Source organism: Vibrio chemaguriensis (assembly GCF_012275705.1).
Taxonomy (GTDB): domain Bacteria; phylum Pseudomonadota; class Gammaproteobacteria; order Enterobacterales; family Vibrionaceae; genus Vibrio; species Vibrio diabolicus.
Window position 1 is genome coordinate 36,105 of record NZ_SHOE01000009.1, and the last position, 21,984, is coordinate 58,088.

A 21,984-nucleotide genomic window follows, 5' to 3' on the forward strand; every position below is an offset into this window, starting at 1 on the left:
TTCCTTGTTAAATGCGTGTGTATGAAGACGCTAGCGCTTTGATGTTCTTTTGTTCTTCGGTGACATCACCGGAACCAACATCATCACCAAGAGGCTCACCGTGCTCTGAGGCCAGTGCCATTAATGCCGACTCGTTTTGCGCAGTGGCACTAACTGGTACTGAAGCAAGTAAGGCCTTGGCTTCATCGACGCTAATTTTTGGGTTACTGGCAAGTTGCTGCGCGAGCGCTTCACGCCCTTTGGCTTCTTCTAGGCCAATAATGCCCATGCAGCGTTCACGCTCTTTTGTGGCTGGGTCCGTGGACTCATCACTTTGCGCGCTCGCTTGTGGCTGTTCTGGAGTGGATTGCTGTTCTTCAGCTGGAGTTTGTGGAGTCGCTGGAGCGGCGGCTTGTTGTGGATTGCCTTGCTCACCCGTTGCGACTGGTTGTTGTTCTGCTTGCACCGTCATAGCGGCTCCCATATCAAAGGTGGTTTGTTGTTTCTTGAACTGTTCAGCCATGATCTGAACCGCATCAAGACCGTTAACGACTTCGTTTGCGAAGCCAACATCCACTGCGGCTTGGCCTTCGTAGACCTGCGCCTCAGTCGATAGAATGGTTTTAATGTCGACGCCCATGTACTCGGCGGCTTTACCTGCGAACATTTGACGTGTGCTCTCTGCTTCGGATTGCCATTTCTCTCGCACCTCTTTCGGCAGAGATTGGTAAGGGTTGCCATCGGCTTTATGGTCACCTGCCGTCACAAGGGTGATTTCCACGCCTTGCTGATCCAGCATCTTCTCGATGTTGGTGTGCGCCATAATCACGCCAACCGAGCCTGCGATGCCCGTTTGAGTTATGAGGCGCCTTGAACACGCACTCGCAATCATTTGTCCGGCACTGCAGTGCATGTCGTAACCGAGGGACCAGATAGGCTTGATTTTTCGCATCTCTGCGATTTTGTCGGCCAAGTCAAAACAACCTGCGACCATGCCGCCCGGTGTGTTCATATCCAGCAAAATGGCTTTAACTTCGGGGTCTGCGACCGCTTCTCGCAAGCGGTGCATAATGCCGTCGTACCCTGTCATCCCTGAGTAGGGTTTGATGTGGCCATACTTATGAACCAGCGAACCATCAATCGGAATGATGGCGATACCCTGAGAGACTTGATAGCTGCGGTTACTGCTACGAGTCCGAGAAAAGCCAGAAGCGACTTTTTTCATGTCGTTCTCACGCAGGACTTGCCCTTCGGTGTCGGTTATCTGGACCACATTGCCGAGACGTTGGCTGAGCGCCGAGAAAAATACCCGAGCGTAACCAGCTTCTAAGGCGAGCGGCCTGTTGAATGTGTTGCTGATTAGGTGTTGTAAATTATTCATTTGAACTCTCGCTTGGGTTATCCGGTGCTAACGCTTGTAGCTTCATCCAGCTTGGCGGTGGCAAACCTTTCGATTTGCGCTCTTCCATCTCTGCCAACTGTTGATCAAAGATTTCTTGATAGTCTTCACCGAGTAGCGCGAGCTCTTTCTCATACGTCGATAGACCTGAGTCGATACGCAGTACGGCTTCTTTGACTTCTTTCAATCCATCGATGGCCAGTCGACCAGAGCCAATCCAGTCACACTTGGTCCAAGCGTTGCGGCGTTCGTAGAAGTTGAATCGCGCTTTGCTTGGCAGCTTGATGTAGCCACGCAAGATCATTTCTTCGAACATGAGTGCGAAGATTTGGCTGGCGAATCGGTTAGCAATGATTTTTCGTCGACCCATGAAGTAACGCCATGAATCGTTGTGCGAAGCACGAATGGTGCTGTAAGACATTTGCGCGTAATTGCGCGACAGCTGCGCGTAATCCACGCCCAATCCAGCCGCAACGTAGCGGATGATGGATTGCTCCAAGGCCGCGAATCCGTTATCGGCGTTCCCTGCGCTGTGCAGGTTGATTTTGTCACCTGGCATGAGGTGAGGCAGTTTGACGCCGTTGAACTTGACCTCGTTGTTGGCGTAGTAATCGCCGTAGGTCATTAGCATCTTTTCGACCGCGCCATGTTGCTGCGCACCGAACAAGTACTCCATCGCTTGGTCCGTTCCAAGCTCTGACTCGATACTGGCGGCGTACATGGCGTTGACAATCGCTCGCTGTAACGTGGTGTTCTGTAAGGTGTCGAGCATCTTCAATTGCTCTAAACACGATAAGAACTTATTCACGCCACGACATTGCCCACCTTCCGATGGCTCAAAGATATGCAAGAACCCCATGCGTCCCGAGCGTAAACGCTTCGGTACTTCACGCCATTTCTTTGGCGAGCCAAAGTTATCGGCTCCTTCTTCAATGAAGTAGGAAATGGCTTCGCCATGTCGATTGAAGCGCATCCCACCGCGCTGATGGGGTTTGTCCATCATGTAGTTGGGGTTGTTAACCTTGCGTGGCGCGACCATGCGAATGCAGGTTGAAAAGTGCGAATGGCGACGGTCTATCCATTCCGGCTTCGCCATGATTTCGCCCGTGTGAGCATGCGTTTCAATGCCCTCTCGCATCATCATGGTGAACGTGCGGCGACCTTCTGCGTCGATAAAGCAGTTCGGGTCTTCGGCGATGTCACGAAAAATGGCTTCCACTTCACGCACGAACCCTTTGTCTGGATCGATGCCGAGCAATAGCCAATTTGGTTTGTAACTGAGGCGAAACTCAGAGCCAATGATGTGGTCTTTGTGTAGCTGGATGCCGTTTGCAGCAATACCGTTATTGCGCGTGACATCGTCTGTTCTGGCGTTCGCCTGTCTCATGACAGGTAAGAAAGCAGCGTCTACCGATTTTGACGGAGGGTTCCAATCGCTCATCTGGCCACCAAACCCTGAACCGCCAGCTCGATACACCGCATCTCTTAATGGTGTTTGACCATCTGCAGCCAGTAGTCCGGTGTGTGTCATTAGAATGAAACTCCTGCAGGGCCGCGACGACGAACTGAGCTCAATCCTAACTGTCCACGCAAGTCATCAATGTAGGCGCGAAGTTCATGGATGTTGGCTCGACTGTATTCAACTTTGCGGTCTCCTTTCTGTACGGAAACCGCCATCTTTCCTGTTTGCAAGCTATGAAAGGCGGCTTCGGCCTGTTGCAACATTTCTTGTTTTGTCATCTTGATCCACCTTTCAATCTCGCGGCTAATTCAGCGATGCTGAGACCGGATGTTTGTGGTTGTTCTTGAGGTTGTTGGGGTTGCGGCTCTTCCAGTTCGAGACCGAACCGTTGAGTGAGAATGTTGAGTGCCGCATACGCATACACCCATCCGTCTAAAGCTTCATCAAATGGGTGGTATTGCTTCACCCATCGCCAAACTTGTCGCCCTGACTTGTCATGTTCCAACTTTTTATTGGCTGAGCAGAGCTGCTTGAAAAACTCATCACCGGCTATGTCATCATCCAATGGAAAGTGAACACATCCAGGCACAGGTTCATCACCTTTCGGGGTTAAACCTAAACGGCTGTAAAGTCGTTGCTTGATACCGTCGGTACCTAGCCTAGTGAGGTAGACTTTTTTGTTGTTTTTCTTGCGAGGGAAGTTTTGTATCGGCTTGCCGTATTGGTTCTCACCTTGGATTGGGATCACCCAAATCACGCCGTGCGTTCGACTCATCTGGTAAACGTCATCGGTTTTATGGCCCATGGCGTCCCAACACCAAAGCTGAACGTCCATCACTTGGCCACTGCGCTTTTTGTAGGTCCGATACAGCGCTTTTCCAGCGGCATCCTTTAATACTTGGCTCGATAAATCCCCGAGAAGAACGATGTGTTCGACAAGCCAACATTCTTCACCTGGTCCCCACGCCCACACAAAGAGTTCGATGCGGTCGTCCTGAGTATCAATGCCTCCGGTCAAAACCACGGCTCGCTCAGGTACTGGGTTACTGGTGCGACTCTCTGCCCACCATATTTCACGGCGCGACTTGAGATGCTCCCAATCCAGCTTCTCTCCGTTCTCACCATCCCAAAGCTCACCGAGCGTTAGATTGACGAACGTTTTGAGCTGACTTGGGTCGTCTTTCTTGTTGAGGAAGTCACGCACTATGCCGCGCCAACCTGCACTCAATTTGGTGTTGTATCCTGACCAAATGTGAATACCGACGCTGCTTGGCGTAGGCGCTGGGTTGTCGTCTATATCAAAGAACTCATGGCCATCGCGTGTCCATGTGCCATCTTCAGCAATCCAACGACCTGCCAGCTCCATCTTGTAGAGGTGCTTGTAGTAGATAGGGTCGTCACAATGAACGCAGCTGTAATAAACCGTCTTTGATTTTTTCTCGATACTTGGCTGAGTGTTGTCCCACTTGAAGCCGTGTTTATCTTCTTTACTGCCCCACTCTAAAACCTGCTCGGTTCCGCAGTGTAGGCATGGCAGATAAAAGCGGAAAGTCAGCTCCATCTTTGCCATTAGGCGTTCAACGTGCGACTCGCCTGTATTGGTTGGTGTGGTTCCCCACCTTGCCATCGGGAAAGCGGCGCCTTCCAAACGCATTCGCGCAAGATCGATAGGGTTACCTTCTTTACCGACCTCCCAATCCCATCCATCAATCTCATCACCGAACAACGCGCCTTTAGTCAGAGCACGCATGTTTCGCGGTGTGGATGTGCCGAGGACATGCAGCGACCAGCCTGTTCCCTGTTTGTAGGAAACGGTGTTTCGGTGGTCCTTAGCGAATAAGGCTGGGAAGATTTGGTGCATGATTGGCATTTCCTGCCAAGCTGCATCAATTTCGGTGACAGAGATGTTTTTTGCGTCGTTCTCTGTCGGTACGTAAATCACGGTGTTGGTTTTGAACTGAGCATGCAGACAAGAGTTTGCTGCTATGACCAACTTGGACCAGCCAACACGAGCCGACTTTTGCATGGTCAGCTCGGATATAGCGCGGTTGCACATCATGTTGAGTGGCACAACCTGCAAAGGCAGTGTTTCCCAAAAGCCTTCTTCCTGAGAAGAACCAGCAGCTAACCGGAAATGCTTATTTGCCCACTCCGCTCCCTTGATGGCGATTGTTCTCCTCATCCCCATCAAGCCACGACGGACTTTCGTCTGGATCGCTGTCAATGTAATCGGAGAGGTTTGGTTGAACATCGGCACACTCATTTAATACAGCAGCAATCACGGCCTCTAAAACTTCCACCGCTTCGGGTGGCATGTCGGGCCATGCGTTCTTTAGTTTCGGAAGGAGGGTGTCGAGGCGTGTGCCCACTCTGGCGCATACCTGTTCTAAGGTATCGACGATGATGTCTATTGGTGCGTAACTTTTTTCAAACAGTACGCGCTTGGCTTTTAGCATCGCCAACTTTTCGCGCCGTTCCTCTATCTTGAGATCGCGTTCTAATTTCGCAAACGCTTCCTCATCTTCTTGCTCGGTTTCCGGTTTTGAATCGGAGGCTTTTGATTGCGATTTATAGGTAATGTAAGCATGGATACACGCAAGAGGATCGATACCATTTCGCCCTTTGGCGACAGGCAGAACCCCTTGTTGCGTAAGGTTTCGGACCTGTCTAGATGAAATGCCAAGAAGCGTCGCTATGTCCAACTGCGTGAACTTTTTGCTCGGGTTGAATAGTTCGCTCATTCATGGTTTTTGACCGGAAACCGGAAACCTCCAAAATAAAAAAAAATTTTAACGAGAGCTTTTCTGCGAGGTCGAGCCCCCGTGGTCGCTCAGGGTGCCCGAAAGGACCCGCGATCATAATTGATCTTCTGCTAGGCATTGAGTCCTGATGTAATCTTGCAAATACTTTGTCTGCTGCTCGTTCTCAATCATCATTCGCCTGAGACGTAGATAATCTTGTTCAGCTGCGGCTCCAAGTCTTGGGGTGTTTGCATTGCCCACGCTTCTGGTGCTGGTGGCTTCGGGCACTGCTGGGCAATCTGCCTGGACATACACCCGCTTAGAGCCAGTGCTGAGACTATCGCTAAGACGATCAATTTCTTCTTTTGCTGCGGATAACTCTGCTGCATGCTTCTCTCCCAATTGGTTGAAGGATTGAATTTGAACTTGCTGCTGGTGTAACGCTGCGATATAGCCCTGAATCTCGCTCTTTACCATGGTTAGCTGGCTTTCAGCGATATCAGCCCGATTGCTTTCCACAAACAATGCTGCCGAGAGTGTCGCAACCACTACTACCACAATAGCTGTCGCCCATACTGTCAGCTTTGCATTAGGCATACTTCCCTCTCGATATCTCGTCGGTTCATCAATCCTTTCCACGGTTTTCCTGCTGCATATATCCATCGTTTAAGTTGGTCACATGCTGCATGCCACTCACCTTTGTTGAGCAGCTTTAGTAACGTCGAGCGTGAGAATGAGCCTATGCCAACATTAAATGTGAAAGAGTAGAGAGCTGCTCGTGTCGTCTCAGGAATATCAACGTGAATCATCGGATCGACCATTCGCTTAACATCGGCCAAGTCAGACTCCAGAAATTCATCACACTCGGCTTGTGAGTAGACTTTGTCTGGAATGATGTCTGCTCCTGTATGTCCGTAACAAACAGTTTGAACGCCAGCGACATCGATGTAAGGAGTATACCGAACACCTTCCATTGGCTTTACCATTGCTGTCGCCATAATAAGAGCCGAAGCTCCTGCGGCTGCTAACATCTTGACTGCAGAATTAAGGTGCTTCATCGCCATAGTCCTTTTCGAAACGCTTTTTCTGCCAGTAGTTGTTAATCCAGGCAGTAATGAGCATACCAGCCAAAGCAATCAGCACCGTATAACCATCTGCAGATATAGACCCAAACACACCTATTACCCCATTCCAAAAATAAGATAGGGCGCTAGATATCTTTTCGTTCATACGCATACTCACCCCCGTACTGGAGTGCCCTTTTGCTTGGGTGAAAATGAAAAAACCCCGCCAAGGCGAGGTTTTCGAGAATTTATGGTAGGCACAAAAAAACCGCCTAAGTGGCGGTTACTTTCAATACTGTGTACTTATCCATAATGGATATATACACATTAAATTGCCCCGTTTTTATTTTCAAGCTCTTTTTTGAATAATTTCCGCGCGGACTTGTCATAGTTAATTAGCAAGGTACGAATCACTTCAATGTGCTTTTCCCATTCAGACCAGTGGTTTTGGTAATAGCGAGAGCGTTTCTTTCTGAGCCCATCGGACTCAATATTCTTATCTTTACAATCGACTTCCACCAGCGCTTTGATTAGGAACTGACGGCTAACGCTGGGCGTATATTGAATACCATCATGATCGAAGTAAGTCTGAGCCCCAGCCAATTGTTCAAGCGCGATATTACCAGCGATAGTACTAATGAGAGCTTTAACTTTGAGATAGGTTCGCTTCTGAACAATCACGCCTTGCTCAGATGAAAGAACAACCCAATCATTCAACACACTTTCCACAAGGCGCTTCTTGTTTTCTTTCGAGTTCCAAAGTGGTGAGGCGTAGGCGTACAGGCTCCAATCGGCCAAATGCGCTGCTTTCTTCTGCATTCTATCAATCGTTAAAAGCACTTTTGCACCATCAATTAGAGATGCCATTTGGTAGTCAGCAGCCCCGAAACCACCGCCACCACCAGAACCGTCATTATACTTTGCTTTGATGCCTTCCGTAGCCATACCTATTGCCGCTGGCATCGGCCACATTTCAATGTTTGTCGCTAATCCCATTATTGATAATCCTCGCAATCTAGTACTGAATATAATAACAGTAAGTCTATAAATTCACAGATTGAACGCACAAAAAAGCCCCAGTAGAACTGAGGCTTCTATAAACTCTTACATACGACCGTCGATAACAGCCGTACTAACAGGAAGATTCTATCCACCAGCATTCGCTTTGTTCCACTCTCGTTCTTCTATCCTCTGAAACTCTTTTAGCTTCCTCTCAAACTTCCGTTCAAGCCCATCAAGCCAATACACAAACTCATTATCTATAAATTTTCGAGGCAAGTTTTTTGATTGGACATCTACAAAAAAGACCAAAACTTCAGACAAGTCTATTCCTTGATATTTTAATTCCATACCAATTCTAGATTTTGCTAGCACCATTAATAAGTCAATGTATTTTCTCGTATGTCGATATCCAAACTCTAACAAACTAGATTGTAAAAACAGTGCTGTAGGCAATATTAGCAGATTGATTCTATCTAACTCTCTTTCAGGATCCTTTGCTTTCTTAAGGTATTGATAATTGAGCATACGACTCTTAATGCAAGCAATAGGATTTAGAACTCTCAAATTATCGACAGGAGCAAGTTCAAATTCTGAGGGAAACTCAAATAACTCTGTATGTTGTAGTAAACGACCATGCTTGAAGTCATGCCCCTCGAAGCCCATAGGAAGCTCTAGGAAATCAACTTGGTTAGGTTCTTCTTGCTGCTTATTAATCCAAGCACCAATATCGACATACATTAGCCCATCGGTTTCTTTGATCTTCCCAGTATCTCTATGTAGCAAAACACTAATACCTACTTCCGGTGTAGATTGATCAATGTTAGGTACCCGAAACTTAACATTCCACCGTTCAGTTAGAACCAAAAAATCGGCTTTAGAACCACAGAAATCGACATCTACAGAAGTTGCCAAAGCTCTATCTGCGTCACTCAGAGCACTCACATAGTCGTAGTATTCTAGCCAATATGATATGGATTGGCCTCCTATGATTATCACAGGACGATTCAATTGATCTAAATGGGTATATATTTCTTTACAGAGATGGAAAACTTGATCAAGAGGGGCTAAATGGTAATTCGCAACACGGTCATCCATAACAATCCTTTCATCCATAAAAAAGCCCCGCGCATCACGAGGCTATTTGAATACGTTAAGTCCGATGAGGGACGATTGGGACAGTCAATCCTTTAATATTCCGACAACCAAACGAAGATGAATATCGAGAACGAATGTCTAGTAGCTGCTCTCCTTGCTGAGCTCTAACTAAGTATTTACGATGATTCTCGTGTATTTTTGCCTTAACAGGTCTATCTATATTTCGCATATAAGCACCCAACACATACATTAAGTGGCTTGAAAGCTACACTCCTTGTAGTAGCTCCTGATGTAAAATTAATACAGCGCCATAAAGAGATCAATAAGAATATTAAGGTTTACAATCCATTCAACAATCATATCACCCTTTTCTTAATCGTGCTTCAGATCTCTTTTAAAGTATAGTATTCATGCAATTAACTACAACTATTAACCGTATTAAGAGCTTTCTAACAAACAGCATCCGATCAACGATACGTGTAGTTTTTTTACTTTTTGCGACATTGAGCAGATGGCCCATGTGGATGCGACAACACTGCAGACAATGTATCTGTGTTGATGGCTAATAGTGACAGTCACAAAGTCGTTTATACCATTCCGAGAAACCACTACCTCGTTGGGACTTATCTAAGCGGGAAGTGCTTCATCTTGCTCTATAAAGGTGAAGTGAAACACTACCTAGACAAAAACGCCGACCAACGTACTAAGAACAACGTGGTTTGGCTGTAAATTAAAGTTCAAGTTTCCTAACTTAGCCCTTTAAAAGAGTGGATCTTCCTACTCACGGTGGCGAGCTTATGCTTTACCAATTTAAGCTCGCCGCTCAAAATGAAAGGGATCGTGCGGTATAAATTACTTACAATGACATTGAGCAAAGTACTGTAGCGGACATTACAAAATTGGGGGCATTGTAATTAACCCCGAAACATACCAGCCTTCAGTGTTAACTGTAGGAGCCCAAAATCGGCTACAGGTCTCGATTTATATACAAATACATCTCAATAAGCTGATTATGTATACCCTCCCCCTACCAAGATACTTCCAGTTGGTGTCCAATCGCACATACCACTAGCGTGGTATTACCCTTATATTTCAAATGCTACAGCCGATATCACTACTTAATAGGAATGAACCAAGGGGATCTGACTCTCGGTTGTTTATCTTGACCTAATCGTACAAGCTGCCCCTGCACCACTAAACTCGTGTCTGGACAAAACTGTGTTAGAAATGACTTTATAGTTTATTGAAAACCGCACTAAAACGGGATAGCGAAAACTAACAGGCAACAAAGTAAGGCTTGCCCCATTTGTTGCTCTTAATTAAACGTAGAATGCGCCTACCCCCTATCTCTTATATGTCGAACTAACCAGCATACAGACTCGAACAAGCGGTTAATTAGCGGTCATATGAACTATTTCAATAAGGTACACTATATACAACTAACTTATTGCGAGTAACCATGACAAACAAAGCAACACAACAGATTATTGAGCAACTAAAGGATTCTAGTCACCCACCAATCGTTCTGCTTGATGGGGCTTGGGGAATTGGAAAAACTCACTTAATCGATAATGAACTACGCCCACTGATTGAATCCAATCCTCAAGAATTTGGTGATTATCATTACGTGTCAGCTTTTGGTATCAAAAGCGTCACGGAGTTCCAAGATCAGATCGTCTCTCTCTACATATCTAGCCAAGAGGAAGGCTCTAAGTATCTCGATGGTTTAACTCGCCTCAGTGGCAAGCTTGCGCGAATGTGCGGTGCTGATGCGAGCGAAGCCGGAGTTATTCAAGGTGTCATATCTGGTACTACTGGGTTTCTGCGCCAAAAAGCTATCCAAAACATGAAAGATATCACTCTTGTAGTCGATGACCTGGAGCGATTGACAGATGAAAAGCTAATATCGGACATCATGGGAACTTGCTTACGATTCGCTGAGCACAACAAAATCAAGATTATTGCCGTTGCAAACGCAACTGCATTTCAAGATAAAACCAAAGTTGAAAAATCTTTCAGTGACGTAATCAAACTCACTAGAACGACTGAAGAACTGCTTGCCATTATTGCTGATATTTACGATGGGAAGTTGGATGCTATGGTGGAACACACGTTTTTTCAAACTATTAACCATGCACAAACAAAAAAATTAGATATAAATAACTTACGAGTACTTCAACGAGCAGTAAACCGAACTATTAAACTAATAAATAGAATTCGCCTTATTGAAGGAATCGATGAACGACGCAGTGCCGAAAAGCTAACTCAACATATTGTTCTTATTACACTCTATGGCTACGCTAACAAATTAGATATTGATGCCTTTGTATCGATACTTGAAAGTGCTCAAAAATGGCAATCCCACCGGTTGGCAGAAGCGGTAGCAAGCCGTAATGCGAGCCAGAATGAGAGGGAAGAACTTACCAAAGATGAGCAACAGCAAAAAGTTTTGTTCGACCAACTAACTTCACTACTTAACGGCTTCGCCTGTAGTGATACTTTGGCTGAATATTGCTTTACTAACCTCATTCCAGAACTTAGTGATGAAGAGTTTATTGAACGCTTCCAACTACCCAGATTAGCGAAACCACTAGATATTTTCAAAACACACAGCTTTTATAGTTTTACCTCAGAAGAAGAGTTTGAGGAAGGTATTACACAACTGGTAGATCTACTCTTCACTATGACCAATGTGAATTGGTCAGATTGGATAACATGTTGTGATACATACCTATTTATGCACGAACGAGGATATTTTGAAGACTCTAATATCGATGAGCTTTCCAAGAGGCTTGAAGAAAGAGTTTTAGAAGATGGAGTTATTGACATAGACACGGTAAATCAATCCCGTTTTTCCTTCAGAGACTACTCATCAAATCAAATGAGCACGACTAACTTTAATAAGGCCATCGAGGAAGTAAACCTTCGCTCTAAAACTAAACAGAGAGAAGCTATTACAGACAGCTTCCTAAAAGATTGGCGACATACCATCTATAAGCCTCAAAGTTACATTGAAAATCAACCATTTTTCCATAGCATCGATAACGAACGGCTTGCTGAAGCAATTGCTCAATGGAGTGCGAGGGAAGTAGCGGAGTTCATAGGCTTTATGAGGAAGAGGTACTGTGTAATTAATGACCCAGAAAAAGATCTTCTAGAGCTACCTGCTTTAATACAACTTTCAAAACGATTGGACCTAAGACGCGAATGTATGTCAGGGCGGCTACAAAAAGGGGTTCTCAAAGAACTAATAGATGAGCTTAATGCCGCTATCACTAAGATTGAGACAAGACAAAAGCAAAACTAACTTGTACGCACCAAGATAAAATAACAAAGGTTAGTCGCAACTCGTTTGGGGCATTTTCGTGTTTCATGCCCCCGTCGGCACACCTTTGGACAGAACTTTGTCAGCTGTATTATTAAATTAGGATATAACGGATTAGCTGACATATGTAAAATTAATGCCACGCGTTGCGAATCACTCTAAATGATTTGTTATGTGCTAATTTAATGCAGCCCACTTGTTATTTAGTACCTTATAACTTGAACTAATTCATAGCATTGTTGGTGGTGTTGTGCTGTCTGTAGGTAGAGGAAAAATCACATCGTATACCGCAACTTCTACTGGCTCCATTTGGTTTGCCTTCATGTACTCTTCAGCAGCCCCGACCTCAACCTCTTTACGATCATTAGAGTCAGACGCCCTAACGTGAAGAAACTTCCCTGCTAGACTAAGACCATTGAAACATCTTTCTTTATTGAAGACTCCAACAAAACTGCCGTTTCAATTAATTTTTCTCTCTAAAACATCGTGTTAAAATAGCTGATTATGCAACGAATTTTTTATGGGGACGAAATGAAAATATTTGTTATTCTGGGTTTAATTGCAGTAGCGTTCTACTTTTACACCAGTGGCGATGAAGCCAAAATTAATAATCTTAGATCTGTAGAGTTCAGCGCCAAAAATCGGATTCTGACGATAGCAATAGATGATGATAGAGACTTGCAAACAAAAATCAGAATGGACGATAAAATCGAAGAAGCTGTGTTCCTTAATCAGCTGATTGATAAAGGCAAATCAATCTATGTCGACGGTAACTATCTTTACCAAGGCCGATGCCAACACGTTCAATTAGAATGGCAAAAAGGTGAGTTGTTCTTACCGAAATACTACAAGGTACTTTTGAATGAGGCCTGTTAAATGTAAAAAAAGGTTGGTGTTAACACACCAACCTTTTCCTAGTTTGTTAACCAAATATATATGCTGTTGTGAGCGGGCTTTGATATGACTGATTTGCTAGGTAAGTTAGCGTAGGATTCAGAACATCATTTGGATCTTTAATTTGGTTCTCAATTTCTTGCATGGCAATTGCACGACCAACTTCGAGAATCCATCGAAGCATGCTCTTTGGACCACCGGCAACTGCGTACTCTAAACTAGCGTTCAAAAACGCTTCTAGAAGGCTCAAAGCTTCGGATGCCTTAAGAGCACCCTCATACATGTGATAGTAAGTATTAGCTACTTCATCGTTAAACCTAAAGCCTGAAGGCGGTCTAAATACAGTACAGTTGTTGCCGTACATATTACGATTCCCGATCTTACGGAATAGCTCCATAAGGCGCAAAAACTCTGCTTCCGCCTCTTCAGGGGATACATTATCTGAAACTGCACTCTTAGCTTTCACCATCTCTACTTTTTCAGCAAAGCTAGTACCAATCACATCATCGTATTTCAGATCATTTAAGCCTACTTCTTGAGTCAGCGCACCAAAGGCAATACGACTGTTTAATTCATGCGCCTTATTGAGCTGAATTTCAGATAGGTCATTTTTAGCGGTTTTCAAAGCTTCTTCGAGCATTTTGATTCCTTATTTTTGTGGGTTAAGTTGTTCTAGAAAGTTAAAACCAATTACGTTTAGACTTGCAACAAACACTGTATATAAAAACAGCATTTAAACTGTACATACATACAGTGTTTTTGTAAAGGAAAAATGGACTTTGTTGTATTGTTTTCAGTTAGTTGTTTTGTAACGAGGTTGGGGCATAAGGCTACGATGATTAACTGATGTAGCCGATCAGGTCGTAACTTCCTGATTTAGTTGCGTCGAATTACGCAACAAAGCCGTTGTATTGAGCAAGAACTTTGCTCTGAATTGTTTTGGGACAAAACCGACTTAGGGCAACAGTCGGCTTTAATCGTATCCTTGCTTAGGGCCTGACAGACTGAGTTCTAACTCATTTCTCTTTGCTCACCCCAATGCCCCAACCACTAGCGCTAGGTTAATCGTCTCCTTCACATGCCAAAGCTGATCGCCGTGTTGGCGTTCCCAGGAATTCATATCGCGGTGCAGTTCTTGGTGGTGCTCATTACATAACGGGAAGGTAAACATGTCCGAAGCCTTACTTCCCATTTTCCCTTCGCCATGACCTATTAAATGATGAGCAATACCTGCAGTCTTTCCGCATACGCGACAGGGTAACTTACGGACGAATGAAAGATACTTCTCACTCTCCCAACGAATTGGCTTGGGTTTTCTTAAGTACATCGCTGGTGGATCGTCATCTATGACTAGCTTTAAAACCGGCTTTGCTAACCGTTCTAGTTGCTCACGCTGACTTTCAACAACATACCTAGCATCAGTATCAATGTTGCCCTTAACACCTAATCGCTTAGCCGTAGCCTCTCGCTTAAACTGGCGATCTATAACGGCTTGAGGAAGCAGCTCATACACACCATTTCGTACCGCCCACCAGCATAGGTCTACATCTGCAATCTGCTTTTGGTACCCATGTAACTGGCGAGACACCGCTTGGAGGCCGTGGACGACACTGTTCATTCGAGCAATGTGAAAGTAAAGGTTTGGATCACTGTCCCCCTGGAGATCATGATGCCAACATAGCCTTACCGCGCCTTCACCTGTTTTCCGTGTCTTCAAGTTGTGGTCACAGTAACCCGAGTCCTTTAACTGGCATTCGTTGATTGAATCCACAAACTGATGCGTTGGGCCAATTCTGCTTTGCACTTCCTGATGAGAGAAAAACGCCACGAGACTCGAATCAGTTGGCTTTAAGGCTTGCCTCTCTTCCGGCACCAATTGCTGTGCTGGTGACACTAAACCAATCTTACCGTCCACCAGCAGTGACTTTAACGATTGAGTGTTGGGTGTCAGAGCGATCACCGCAGCGTTAAGAGTGGGCACAATATCGATATCTACCTTAATCACTTAATGCCTCCTCAATCATCTGTATCGCCAACCCCTTTTTGATCATGTCTCCGGTAAAACGCAAAACAGTCCAACCTCTCAATACTGCCGTGTTGTATTTCTCACAATCTGCTTCAAAACCTTTCGCTCGATTATGGCGACCATTACTCCAAGTCCCACCTTCTACTTCGATAGCCAGCTGCTGATCGGGATAGGCAAAATCAAAGCGCCATCTGCGTGTCTCGTGAAATCGATACTCAGACACGGGTACTTCCAACTTCAATGCTCTTATATGTTGCAATAACAACTTCTCTAACTGACTCACGCTGCCACTGCCTTAAGGTGACCTGTTTTCAACAGCTTTTTGCGCAGCCAGATTTCACCCTTTCCAGTAATCAAGGCCGTGTGGCTGATCCGAGTTTGCGAGTTAGTTTCATAAGTACCCTGTTTCACCGTAAAGTAACCACGTTCTACAAACTCCTGATACGGCAAGTTGTATGAGTCACCACGGCTCATAAAGATCTTTAACTCTCGAAGTACACGGAAAATAGTGACAGGCCCCAAACCTACTGTTTTAGCAAACTGACCAAGCTTCACACCTTTGTCCGCTCCAGCAATAGCATCCGCAAACTCTGCTTTTGGCGCTGCGATAGCTAATGCCTGGTTCTTTTCTTCCAGTTCCTTGGCTTGGTTAGCGGCTAACTGCAATGCTTCAGCATACGTTGTCGGTATAGATGGTTTACCTGCGCTTTCTAACTCATCCCACCGCTTGATAATGGAATGACGTAACTTGATGTTGTAACCAGAAACCAACGTCAACGTGAGCTCGCGATTCAAGTGATATTGAGTGTACTGATTACCTTTATGCCAAAATTGGGAACCCTCCAAATTTGGATGGTTCAACTCAGCCACCATTCGTTCAATATCTCGTTTAACATGCGAGTGCTGCTTACCTGTCAGTTCCGCAATCTCTCGACTACTCATTGTCATCTCTGTTTGGGTGCTGATACTTAACATTCGACTCCCTCTGCTAACCAGTATTTACTCGAGAACCCCGTCAGTTCACTACTCTCATGCCGGACATCCACACCAGAACGGCGAGCCGCCTTAACCAATCTAACTAAGTCACAAATGTGAATACCCAATTCATCACACAGCTCGCTCGGAGACCAAAGCCGACGACGAGATTTCATTACATCAACCAAATCCTTTTTACTTGCCATTCTCGCCCCCCTACACTGCCTCTAGGTTCGCAACACGCTCCAGTAACTCTCTGCGCTTAGCCGACAAATCTGCGATCTTTCGCTTTGATGGTTCCACTTCATGCTGAGGTCGCTTAGCGTCAATCAAGTACAACATGCGCTGATTTTCTGAGTTGATAGAGCTCTCTAGCAAAGCGACTTCGCGCTGAATCACGGTTACTTCGTCCTGAGTAGCCACTGAGGAATCACCTTGCTGTGGTGGCAGGTAACGCCCCTTGTCTTGCTCTCTGCCAAGCCAACCTTGAATAAACTTTTCGATACCTTGCTTGGTTTTTCGCTTACGAGGATTGGCATCGCACCAAGCGATCATTTTTTTCAGCTCAGTACGAACATTCACTGCACCAAACAAATCCGAATAGCGGTCGATGTCTGGTTGAGTTACTCCATGAAACAGCCCTTTCCTGTTCAAAGGAATTTCAAACAGTGCTGGTTCGGCTTCGAGCGGTTCGCTTGGAGCAAGATCTTTACTTGATGGTTCTATTGGTGGATCTATTGGTGGTTTATAGCCGGATTCCGACCTACCCCCAGCCGGAATTTGACCTACCCCCTCAGGTTGTTTCGTCTGTTCGAGTTTCGAACGTTCGACTTTTGAACAGACGAAATTCGACTGTTCAAAATCTGTCTGTTCATCTGCTTTCTTCTTCAAAAGCATTACAGGCAACTGGTACTGATTATTCGAACGAACTAAGCGACCTGTATCCGCCTTTTTGAATTGGTTCTTTTTGAATAACCATCCGGCAGCTTCCAGTTTCTTGAGTGTCGATTTTACAGTGGTAGGTGAAACGCCAGACTTGCGAGCAATAGTATCGATAGACGGCCAACAAAGACCGCGATCATCCGCATGGTCGGCTAGGCAAAGCATCACCAACTTATCAGAACCTTTAAAACTCGGAATGTCCCAAACGTAGCTCATTACCTTAACTGACATTATGCGCTCCCCCATGGGTATTTTGGTTTTCCAAGAATCAAATCAGCGTCACTATCAAGCTGTGAAAACTTTTCTTCCGATTGCTCAGTTGTTAAGTACCCTTTGCGTAACTGAGCTTTTATCCAATCACGGCGATCCGACTTCCAGTTCTTCCGAAACTGTCTGTCGTATTCTTCAACAATTTCAACTCTGTTTTGGTAGTCCCGTTGTTCGTCACTGGTCAAGAACGGCTTAACATCTAATTGCTTGATGCGCTCGAGCGCGCACCTTTTATCAAACGCCAACAGATTCATACTTCCACCTTCCCTACAACCAAACGCGCCTTACCTTTTCCAAACACAGCAAAGTTGTTCGCAAATAAAATCAGCACGAAGCCAGTTATCGTCTGAGTGTCCAGCAAAGCCTTATATAGAGAACGAGTGAGCAGGGAGAAGCAGCCTGTTGTTAGCTCTTGGCCGTCATAGTCAAAAAACGTAGCCTTTAGCATCAAATAGCCCTCCCCTTATAAACAGCAGTTACGTAAATGCGCTTTGCTTCAAACAAGTCTGCTAACTCATCATGGGTGAGCATGATGCTCTGCCCCTTCTCCACCTTGTAAAACTGGTTTTGGTGGTACCACAATGAATAATTGAGTGTTATTCTTTCCATCACTCCTCCGTGATCTTTGCTGGTGACTGAGTGAGATGTGATCGTTCCTCGCAAGAATCATCACAACCCGGCTTTAGACCGTTGCCGCGGTTTAAAGCCACTTCCTCGTTTATTACTCGTAATCGACGCTCGCACTTTGCTTTCAACAGCTGAACTTGTTCACGTTCGTAGTCCTCTGAAGATTGGCCTTGCGCCACCATTAGCTTTGCCGATCTGCAGGTGATGTCAGCCATCTGTGAAACGGTTTGCCAGAATATTTCTGTTTTCATACAACCTCCGCATACAACGCATCGAGCTTCAGCATGAAGGCTTCGAAAGTTGCGTGATATTCCGCTTTCAATTGGGCGATGAGCGCACGTTCGCGAGCATCAAACACACCATCTGCTTTTGCTTCTTCAATGGTTTTATCCAAGAGCCCTTTCACTGCATTAAGGTGTAAATGGCAATCGAACATATCCACGGTATCCAGTTCTGCGACATCAGGTTGCTCTACCACCATGCAATTAACACGGTTAGCAAAGTACTCTGCTACGTATGGGGTGTTGGTTAGCTCAGCCATTTCCACCATCTCATCAACACTAAAAAAGCGAGAACCCTTCTTCTCGTATAGGTGATTGTTAAAACTGTCGATCGACATACCAAGAACGGCAGCAACCGCCTCTTTACCACCAGTGACGCCTGCAATGGTTTTATTCACCATCTCTTTCTTATTCACCATTTGCTCCTTTGATTGGTGGTTTAACTTCTTGCCCTTCTGTTCCACAATCTTCTTGCGGATCAGGGAATACATCTTCGAACTTGCAATCAGCCCCCAATGAATTCAAAGCGTTCACAATTCGCCAACCAAGGACGGTATCAACCGTTCTATTCCCATTTTCATAATGATTAACAGCGCTTTGGGATACGCCTACCTTTTTTGCAAGAGCTTGTTGTGTAACTCCTAGCTCACCACGAATAGCTTTTAAATTCGACATAATGCCCCCTTAACAAGAATAAATATTACATTATGGAATTTATTTAAACAACAAATATTACGATATGGATATTCATCTAGTTATTACAATGAGTAATAATCTTTAACTATGAAAATGAATTGGAATGACCTAGTAAAAGCTAGGATGAAAGAAGTTGGAATCACTCAGAACGCTCTTGCAGAAATGATGGGAGTATCTCAGAGTGCGATAGCTCATTGGCTCAGCAAAAACAGAGAGCCAAGTATCGAGAACGTTGCTGCCATTATGAAGTGTGTTGGCTTAACTCATATGACGCTTGATTCGGAAGGTTTTATTGACTACCCAGATGACAGCATTGCCAATGTAACGAAACTCGATATACAACCTACCTACCAAAAGTCCTTCCCTGTCCTTAGTTCAGTTCAAGCAGGGCAATGGCACGAAGCCATCGAGCCATATTCAATAGAAGAAATCAGCGAGTGGTACCCTACAACAGAGCGTTGCAGTGAACGATGCTTCTGGTTGACTGTTCAAGGTGATTCAATGACATCACCAACAGGAGTGAGCTTCCCTGAGGGGACTATGGTGCTGGTGGACACTGAAGTCGACGCAGAGAACGGTAAGCTGGTGGTTGCAAAACTCACTGACGTAAACGAAGCTACTTTCAAAAAATTCATTGTCGATAGTGGCCAGAAGTATTTAAAGGCTCTTAATCCAGCATTTCCGATTCTGCCAATCAATGGCAACTGTAAGATTATCGGTGTTGTGATCGACGCTAAACTCAAACTCTTTTAAGGAGCAGTAATGAACGTAGTAAAACTTCTTCTCGCATTCGTGATGCTTGGAATTGTAGCTATCCTCTCGTTTCTATTTGGTATAGCTGGATTTGTCGTGGCACTAGGCATGTCGATTGTTATGTCAATGATGCTTTCTAGAATGGAAAGGGAAAAGCTCGAAAAGCAACGACATGAAGAACTGCTAGAAGCAAGCAGAAGTAATCGTCAATCAGATTAAAAATCTACGAATAAAGCCCTCTATGTTGAAAAGGACTTTAACATGAGACTGATATCAGCATTGCTTATTGGCCTGGTTACCTTTAATGCTAACGCTTCATTTCGTATCCAACAAATACGGTTTGGTCGTTGGCGAAAGTCAAAGCTAGCTGCACTAAAATAATATAAATCGACAAATTCCTAAACCGCCATCCTGGCGGTTTTTTTACACCTAGAGTAAATTACGCACGATAATTCCATTTTGTAATTGACCATTAAATTCCATTATGTAATATTATTCTCATTCCAGTTGGTTAACTAACTACTGAAGCGAGGAAATCACATGTCTAACCAAGAAGCAGGAAACCTCAGTCTTGAGGACCGCACTACTAACTTCCCAAAACTGATGCAGGAATTGGACGGCGGCGTTGTCTCCAATGTCGTCGGTTTGGCGTTATCTAACGTTGCCCGAGCTGTGTCCTACAGCGATAAGCAGGGAAACGTGAAGATGGATCTAAAGCTTAAACCTATGGGCACCAACAACGAGATGGTCGAAATCACCGTCAACATGTCGGTAAAAGAGCCAAAAGCCGGATTCGGTACCAAGTCAGAAGACTTCCAATACACCTCAATCGCGTACGTGGGCAAAGGCGGCAAACTTACCTACGACCGACCAAAAGAAGATATTCACGGCCAAGCCGTTATTGAAGAAGGCATGCTGCGAGAAGTACGCAGCTAACCCACTCCACCAGCAACTCACTCAAAGAGAGAATAGATAAATGGATAAATCAGCAATCCAACAGATCCAAGAATCAGCGAATGCTCCGCAGTTTTTAAAACAGTTAGAGAAAGCGGGATTCCCTGTTGCCGCCCTACCTGAATCCTTCGATTTGCATGACTTGGAGAAGTTCATGCCAAACCGCAATTATTTCCGCGGCACAATGAAGACGGCAAATATCGACGAGTTTGTGCGTTACCACGAAGAGTACCAAACCGAAGGTAATCAGTGCTTTATTAATGCTGAACGTATGGCTGCAGTGACTATTTTCGATCTTGGTACTCATAACTTCCCTGGACACTGTAAGCATCAAGCAAACTTAACTCTACGCCGCACTGCAGCACTTAACGCCATGCTAAACATTAACGAAGAACGCCTTGGTCAAAAGAAACTGGCTGAGTGGGTAGAAGACTACAGCGAGTTCGTTCAGGTCTTCTCTACGACTGGGGAAGTCATCGAAAACTCCGTCGCGTCTGCAGCTATTCGCAACATGAAGTTTGAAGCGAAAGCAGGGCGTGAATCCAATGTAGATGACTTCAGCCACCATCAATCTGAATACGAGTCTGTTGCGGTTCGCACTAAGGAAGAGTTCCCAATGCCTGCGGTGTTTAAGTTCACGTGTGTGCCTTACTTAGGTTTGGCTGAACGCACCTTTGAACTGCGCATGAGCACGATAGGTAATGAAACTCTAGTCCTTCGTATCAAGAAGCTGGAACAACACGAAGAAGAGATGGGCGAAGAGTTCCAAACCAAGCTTCAAGCGTGCTTTAAAAACGGTGAGATCGAAATTGATACCTTCATTGGCTCATTCAGCTCTTAACTAATATTGGCGCCCTCTTCTTAAAGGGGGTGTATCTTGCGAGGAAATATCTATGGCGGCAACCATCGATACTCAATTCGGGCAGGTCACGACATCGGCCCCTTACTTTAGTCACCAACTAGGTTGTGAAGTGATCAACCTAACTCTGATTAAACCAGAGAACGAGAGCAACGGCTGGGGCATCAGCAAAGAATGTCCTTCTAATGTCTCGCTCACCAATCAATTTCTAAACATGTTCGCCAGAGATGCAGCACAAGTAATGTAAGGATTTCGCGATGAGCATGACACAAGAAGAGATCAATAGAGCGGTTGATGGTGTGATGGAACTTCGCCCAACTGATGCGCGTTTACCAAAAGAGCAACCCAAGGACTCAGCCGTTAAACAACGAATGAATGATGTGCAGTTTGAGCAGGAACTAGCAGCAATTATGGAAAATGAACCCGTGTTAGGTTCCGCTTTCTACTTTTGTAATCAGGACGTAACGAAAGGTGGTCGTAAGAACCTGAACTTCAATCGATATCCTGGTGGAGTGAAGTAATGGCCTTCATTAACTTACAGTATCTGTCACTACGCTGCTGCTATTAACCCGTCAACCACCAAATTAAGAAGAGTAAGGTGGTTGCCCTGCTCTTCTCTCAATTCAACTATATAGGAGTT

30 protein-coding genes are annotated in these 21,984 nt (G+C 45.0%); 9 read left to right on the forward strand and 21 right to left on the reverse strand.

What is annotated here, in order from left to right; translation table 11 throughout:
* Positions 1 to 7 precede the first annotated feature (7 nt).
* The 10 genes from EX191_RS10345 to EX191_RS10390 form a co-directional block, all read right to left on the reverse strand.
* Positions 8 to 1,360: a S49 family peptidase gene (locus EX191_RS10345; RefSeq protein ID WP_005376957.1), complete on the reverse strand. Its 1,353-nt coding sequence runs from the start codon at positions 1,358 to 1,360 to the stop codon at positions 8 to 10.
* On the reverse strand, positions 1,353 to 2,909 hold the full coding sequence (locus tag EX191_RS10350; RefSeq protein WP_193447700.1) for a phage portal protein: 1,557 nt from the start codon (positions 2,907 to 2,909) through the stop codon (positions 1,353 to 1,355). The genes EX191_RS10345 and EX191_RS10350 overlap by 8 nt, the downstream gene beginning before the upstream one ends.
* Positions 2,909 to 3,118: a gpW family head-tail joining protein gene (gpW, locus tag EX191_RS10355; RefSeq protein WP_005424556.1), complete on the reverse strand. Its 210-nt coding sequence runs from the start codon at positions 3,116 to 3,118 to the stop codon at positions 2,909 to 2,911. The genes EX191_RS10350 and gpW overlap by 1 nt, the downstream gene beginning before the upstream one ends.
* Positions 3,115 to 5,091 (reverse strand): terminase gpA endonuclease subunit, encoded by a 1,977-nt coding sequence (locus tag EX191_RS10360; RefSeq protein WP_193447701.1) that lies wholly within the window; start codon positions 5,089 to 5,091, stop codon positions 3,115 to 3,117. Before EX191_RS10360 ends, gpW begins: the two co-directional genes overlap by 4 nt.
* Positions 4,979 to 5,581 carry a terminase small subunit gene (locus EX191_RS10365; protein WP_140131088.1) on the reverse strand — a complete coding sequence of 201 codons (603 nt, stop codon included), beginning with the start codon at positions 5,579 to 5,581 and terminating at the stop codon, positions 4,979 to 4,981. Before EX191_RS10365 ends, EX191_RS10360 begins: the two co-directional genes overlap by 113 nt.
* 114 nt (positions 5,582 to 5,695) lie before the next feature.
* A complete protein-coding gene (locus EX191_RS10370) occupies positions 5,696 to 6,178 on the reverse strand; it encodes a lysis protein (protein ID WP_193447702.1) in 483 nt (160 codons plus the stop codon).
* Positions 6,160 to 6,639 (reverse strand): lysozyme, encoded by a 480-nt coding sequence (locus EX191_RS10375; RefSeq protein ID WP_086485284.1) that lies wholly within the window; start codon positions 6,637 to 6,639, stop codon positions 6,160 to 6,162. Before EX191_RS10375 ends, EX191_RS10370 begins: the two co-directional genes overlap by 19 nt.
* A complete protein-coding gene (locus EX191_RS10380) occupies positions 6,626 to 6,817 on the reverse strand; it encodes a phage holin family protein (protein ID WP_005376950.1) in 192 nt (63 codons plus the stop codon). The genes EX191_RS10375 and EX191_RS10380 overlap by 14 nt, the downstream gene beginning before the upstream one ends.
* Before the next feature lie 155 nt (positions 6,818 to 6,972).
* Complete coding sequence (locus EX191_RS10385) at positions 6,973 to 7,641, reverse strand: hypothetical protein (RefSeq protein ID WP_193447703.1); 669 nt, start codon at positions 7,639 to 7,641, stop codon at positions 6,973 to 6,975.
* A gap of 150 nt (positions 7,642 to 7,791) precedes the next feature.
* Entirely contained in the window at positions 7,792 to 8,742 is a 951-nt protein-coding gene (locus EX191_RS10390; protein WP_193447704.1) for a hypothetical protein, read from the reverse strand.
* A 558-nt stretch (positions 8,743 to 9,300) separates the two neighbouring features.
* On the opposite strand from EX191_RS10390, the gene EX191_RS10395 reads away from it, so the two are divergent.
* The 3 genes from EX191_RS10395 (at position 9,301) to EX191_RS10405 (ending at position 12,943) form a co-directional block, all read left to right on the forward strand.
* Complete coding sequence (locus EX191_RS10395) at positions 9,301 to 9,471, forward strand: hypothetical protein (protein WP_237301229.1); 171 nt, start codon at positions 9,301 to 9,303, stop codon at positions 9,469 to 9,471.
* Between the two features lie 730 nt (positions 9,472 to 10,201).
* Entirely contained in the window at positions 10,202 to 12,049 is a 1,848-nt protein-coding gene (locus tag EX191_RS10400) for a P-loop NTPase fold protein (RefSeq protein WP_193447705.1), read from the forward strand.
* Between the two features lie 549 nt (positions 12,050 to 12,598).
* Positions 12,599 to 12,943 carry a hypothetical protein gene (locus EX191_RS10405; RefSeq protein ID WP_140319048.1) on the forward strand — a complete coding sequence of 115 codons (345 nt, stop codon included), beginning with the start codon at positions 12,599 to 12,601 and terminating at the stop codon, positions 12,941 to 12,943.
* A 46-nt stretch (positions 12,944 to 12,989) separates the two neighbouring features.
* Here EX191_RS10405 and EX191_RS10410 read toward each other — a convergent pair whose 3' ends face one another.
* From EX191_RS10410 to EX191_RS10460, 11 genes are all read right to left on the reverse strand, one after another.
* On the reverse strand, positions 12,990 to 13,601 hold the full coding sequence (locus tag EX191_RS10410; RefSeq protein WP_140319049.1) for a hypothetical protein: 612 nt from the start codon (positions 13,599 to 13,601) through the stop codon (positions 12,990 to 12,992).
* A 390-nt stretch (positions 13,602 to 13,991) separates the two neighbouring features.
* The gene (locus tag EX191_RS10415; RefSeq protein ID WP_193447706.1) at positions 13,992 to 14,966 is read right to left on the reverse strand and encodes a DUF968 domain-containing protein; all 975 of its coding nucleotides are present in this window, start codon (positions 14,964 to 14,966) and stop codon (positions 13,992 to 13,994) included.
* The gene (locus EX191_RS10420; protein ID WP_193447707.1) at positions 14,959 to 15,270 is read right to left on the reverse strand and encodes a DUF559 domain-containing protein; all 312 of its coding nucleotides are present in this window, start codon (positions 15,268 to 15,270) and stop codon (positions 14,959 to 14,961) included. The genes EX191_RS10415 and EX191_RS10420 overlap by 8 nt, the downstream gene beginning before the upstream one ends.
* Complete coding sequence (locus tag EX191_RS10425) at positions 15,267 to 15,962, reverse strand: phage antirepressor KilAC domain-containing protein (RefSeq protein WP_193447708.1); 696 nt, start codon at positions 15,960 to 15,962, stop codon at positions 15,267 to 15,269. Before EX191_RS10425 ends, EX191_RS10420 begins: the two co-directional genes overlap by 4 nt.
* Entirely contained in the window at positions 15,956 to 16,168 is a 213-nt protein-coding gene (locus EX191_RS10430) for a hypothetical protein (RefSeq protein WP_140319053.1), read from the reverse strand. Before EX191_RS10430 ends, EX191_RS10425 begins: the two co-directional genes overlap by 7 nt.
* Positions 16,169 to 16,178: 10 nt before the next feature.
* On the reverse strand, positions 16,179 to 17,135 hold the full coding sequence (locus EX191_RS10435) for a helix-turn-helix domain-containing protein (protein WP_140319054.1): 957 nt from the start codon (positions 17,133 to 17,135) through the stop codon (positions 16,179 to 16,181).
* Positions 17,135 to 17,428, reverse strand: coding sequence for a hypothetical protein (locus tag EX191_RS10440; RefSeq protein ID WP_193447709.1), 294 nt, complete (start codon positions 17,426 to 17,428; stop codon positions 17,135 to 17,137). Before EX191_RS10440 ends, EX191_RS10435 begins: the two co-directional genes overlap by 1 nt.
* Entirely contained in the window at positions 17,425 to 17,622 is a 198-nt protein-coding gene (locus tag EX191_RS10445; RefSeq protein WP_047104230.1) for a hypothetical protein, read from the reverse strand. Before EX191_RS10445 ends, EX191_RS10440 begins: the two co-directional genes overlap by 4 nt.
* A 160-nt stretch (positions 17,623 to 17,782) precedes the next feature.
* Positions 17,783 to 18,052, reverse strand: coding sequence for a hypothetical protein (locus EX191_RS10450; RefSeq protein WP_140319056.1), 270 nt, complete (start codon positions 18,050 to 18,052; stop codon positions 17,783 to 17,785).
* Complete coding sequence (locus tag EX191_RS10455) at positions 18,049 to 18,501, reverse strand: YmfL family putative regulatory protein (protein WP_193447710.1); 453 nt, start codon at positions 18,499 to 18,501, stop codon at positions 18,049 to 18,051. The genes EX191_RS10450 and EX191_RS10455 overlap by 4 nt, the downstream gene beginning before the upstream one ends.
* Positions 18,491 to 18,757 (reverse strand): helix-turn-helix transcriptional regulator, encoded by a 267-nt coding sequence (locus EX191_RS10460; RefSeq protein ID WP_172563578.1) that lies wholly within the window; start codon positions 18,755 to 18,757, stop codon positions 18,491 to 18,493. The genes EX191_RS10455 and EX191_RS10460 overlap by 11 nt, the downstream gene beginning before the upstream one ends.
* Positions 18,758 to 18,865: 108 nt before the next feature.
* Between EX191_RS10460 and EX191_RS10465 the strand changes: the two genes are divergently transcribed.
* From EX191_RS10465 to EX191_RS10490, 6 genes are all read left to right on the forward strand, one after another.
* Positions 18,866 to 19,531: a LexA family protein gene (locus EX191_RS10465; RefSeq protein WP_031778939.1), complete on the forward strand. Its 666-nt coding sequence runs from the start codon at positions 18,866 to 18,868 to the stop codon at positions 19,529 to 19,531.
* Positions 19,532 to 19,540: 9 nt separating this feature from the next.
* The gene (locus EX191_RS10470) at positions 19,541 to 19,750 is read left to right on the forward strand and encodes a hypothetical protein (RefSeq protein ID WP_172563577.1); all 210 of its coding nucleotides are present in this window, start codon (positions 19,541 to 19,543) and stop codon (positions 19,748 to 19,750) included.
* A 321-nt stretch (positions 19,751 to 20,071) separates the two neighbouring features.
* Positions 20,072 to 20,467, forward strand: a complete 396-nt coding sequence (locus tag EX191_RS10475) for a hypothetical protein (RefSeq protein ID WP_172563576.1) — start codon at positions 20,072 to 20,074, stop codon at positions 20,465 to 20,467.
* Positions 20,468 to 20,507: 40 nt separating this feature from the next.
* Positions 20,508 to 21,326 (forward strand): DUF2303 family protein, encoded by an 819-nt coding sequence (locus EX191_RS10480; protein ID WP_193447711.1) that lies wholly within the window; start codon positions 20,508 to 20,510, stop codon positions 21,324 to 21,326.
* Positions 21,327 to 21,378: 52 nt separating this feature from the next.
* On the forward strand, positions 21,379 to 21,591 hold the full coding sequence (locus EX191_RS10485) for a hypothetical protein (protein ID WP_005376930.1): 213 nt from the start codon (positions 21,379 to 21,381) through the stop codon (positions 21,589 to 21,591).
* 10 nt (positions 21,592 to 21,601) lie between these two features.
* Positions 21,602 to 21,865, forward strand: a complete 264-nt coding sequence (locus EX191_RS10490) for a hypothetical protein (RefSeq protein ID WP_140333105.1) — start codon at positions 21,602 to 21,604, stop codon at positions 21,863 to 21,865.
* The last annotated feature ends 119 nt before the right edge of the window (positions 21,866 to 21,984 follow it).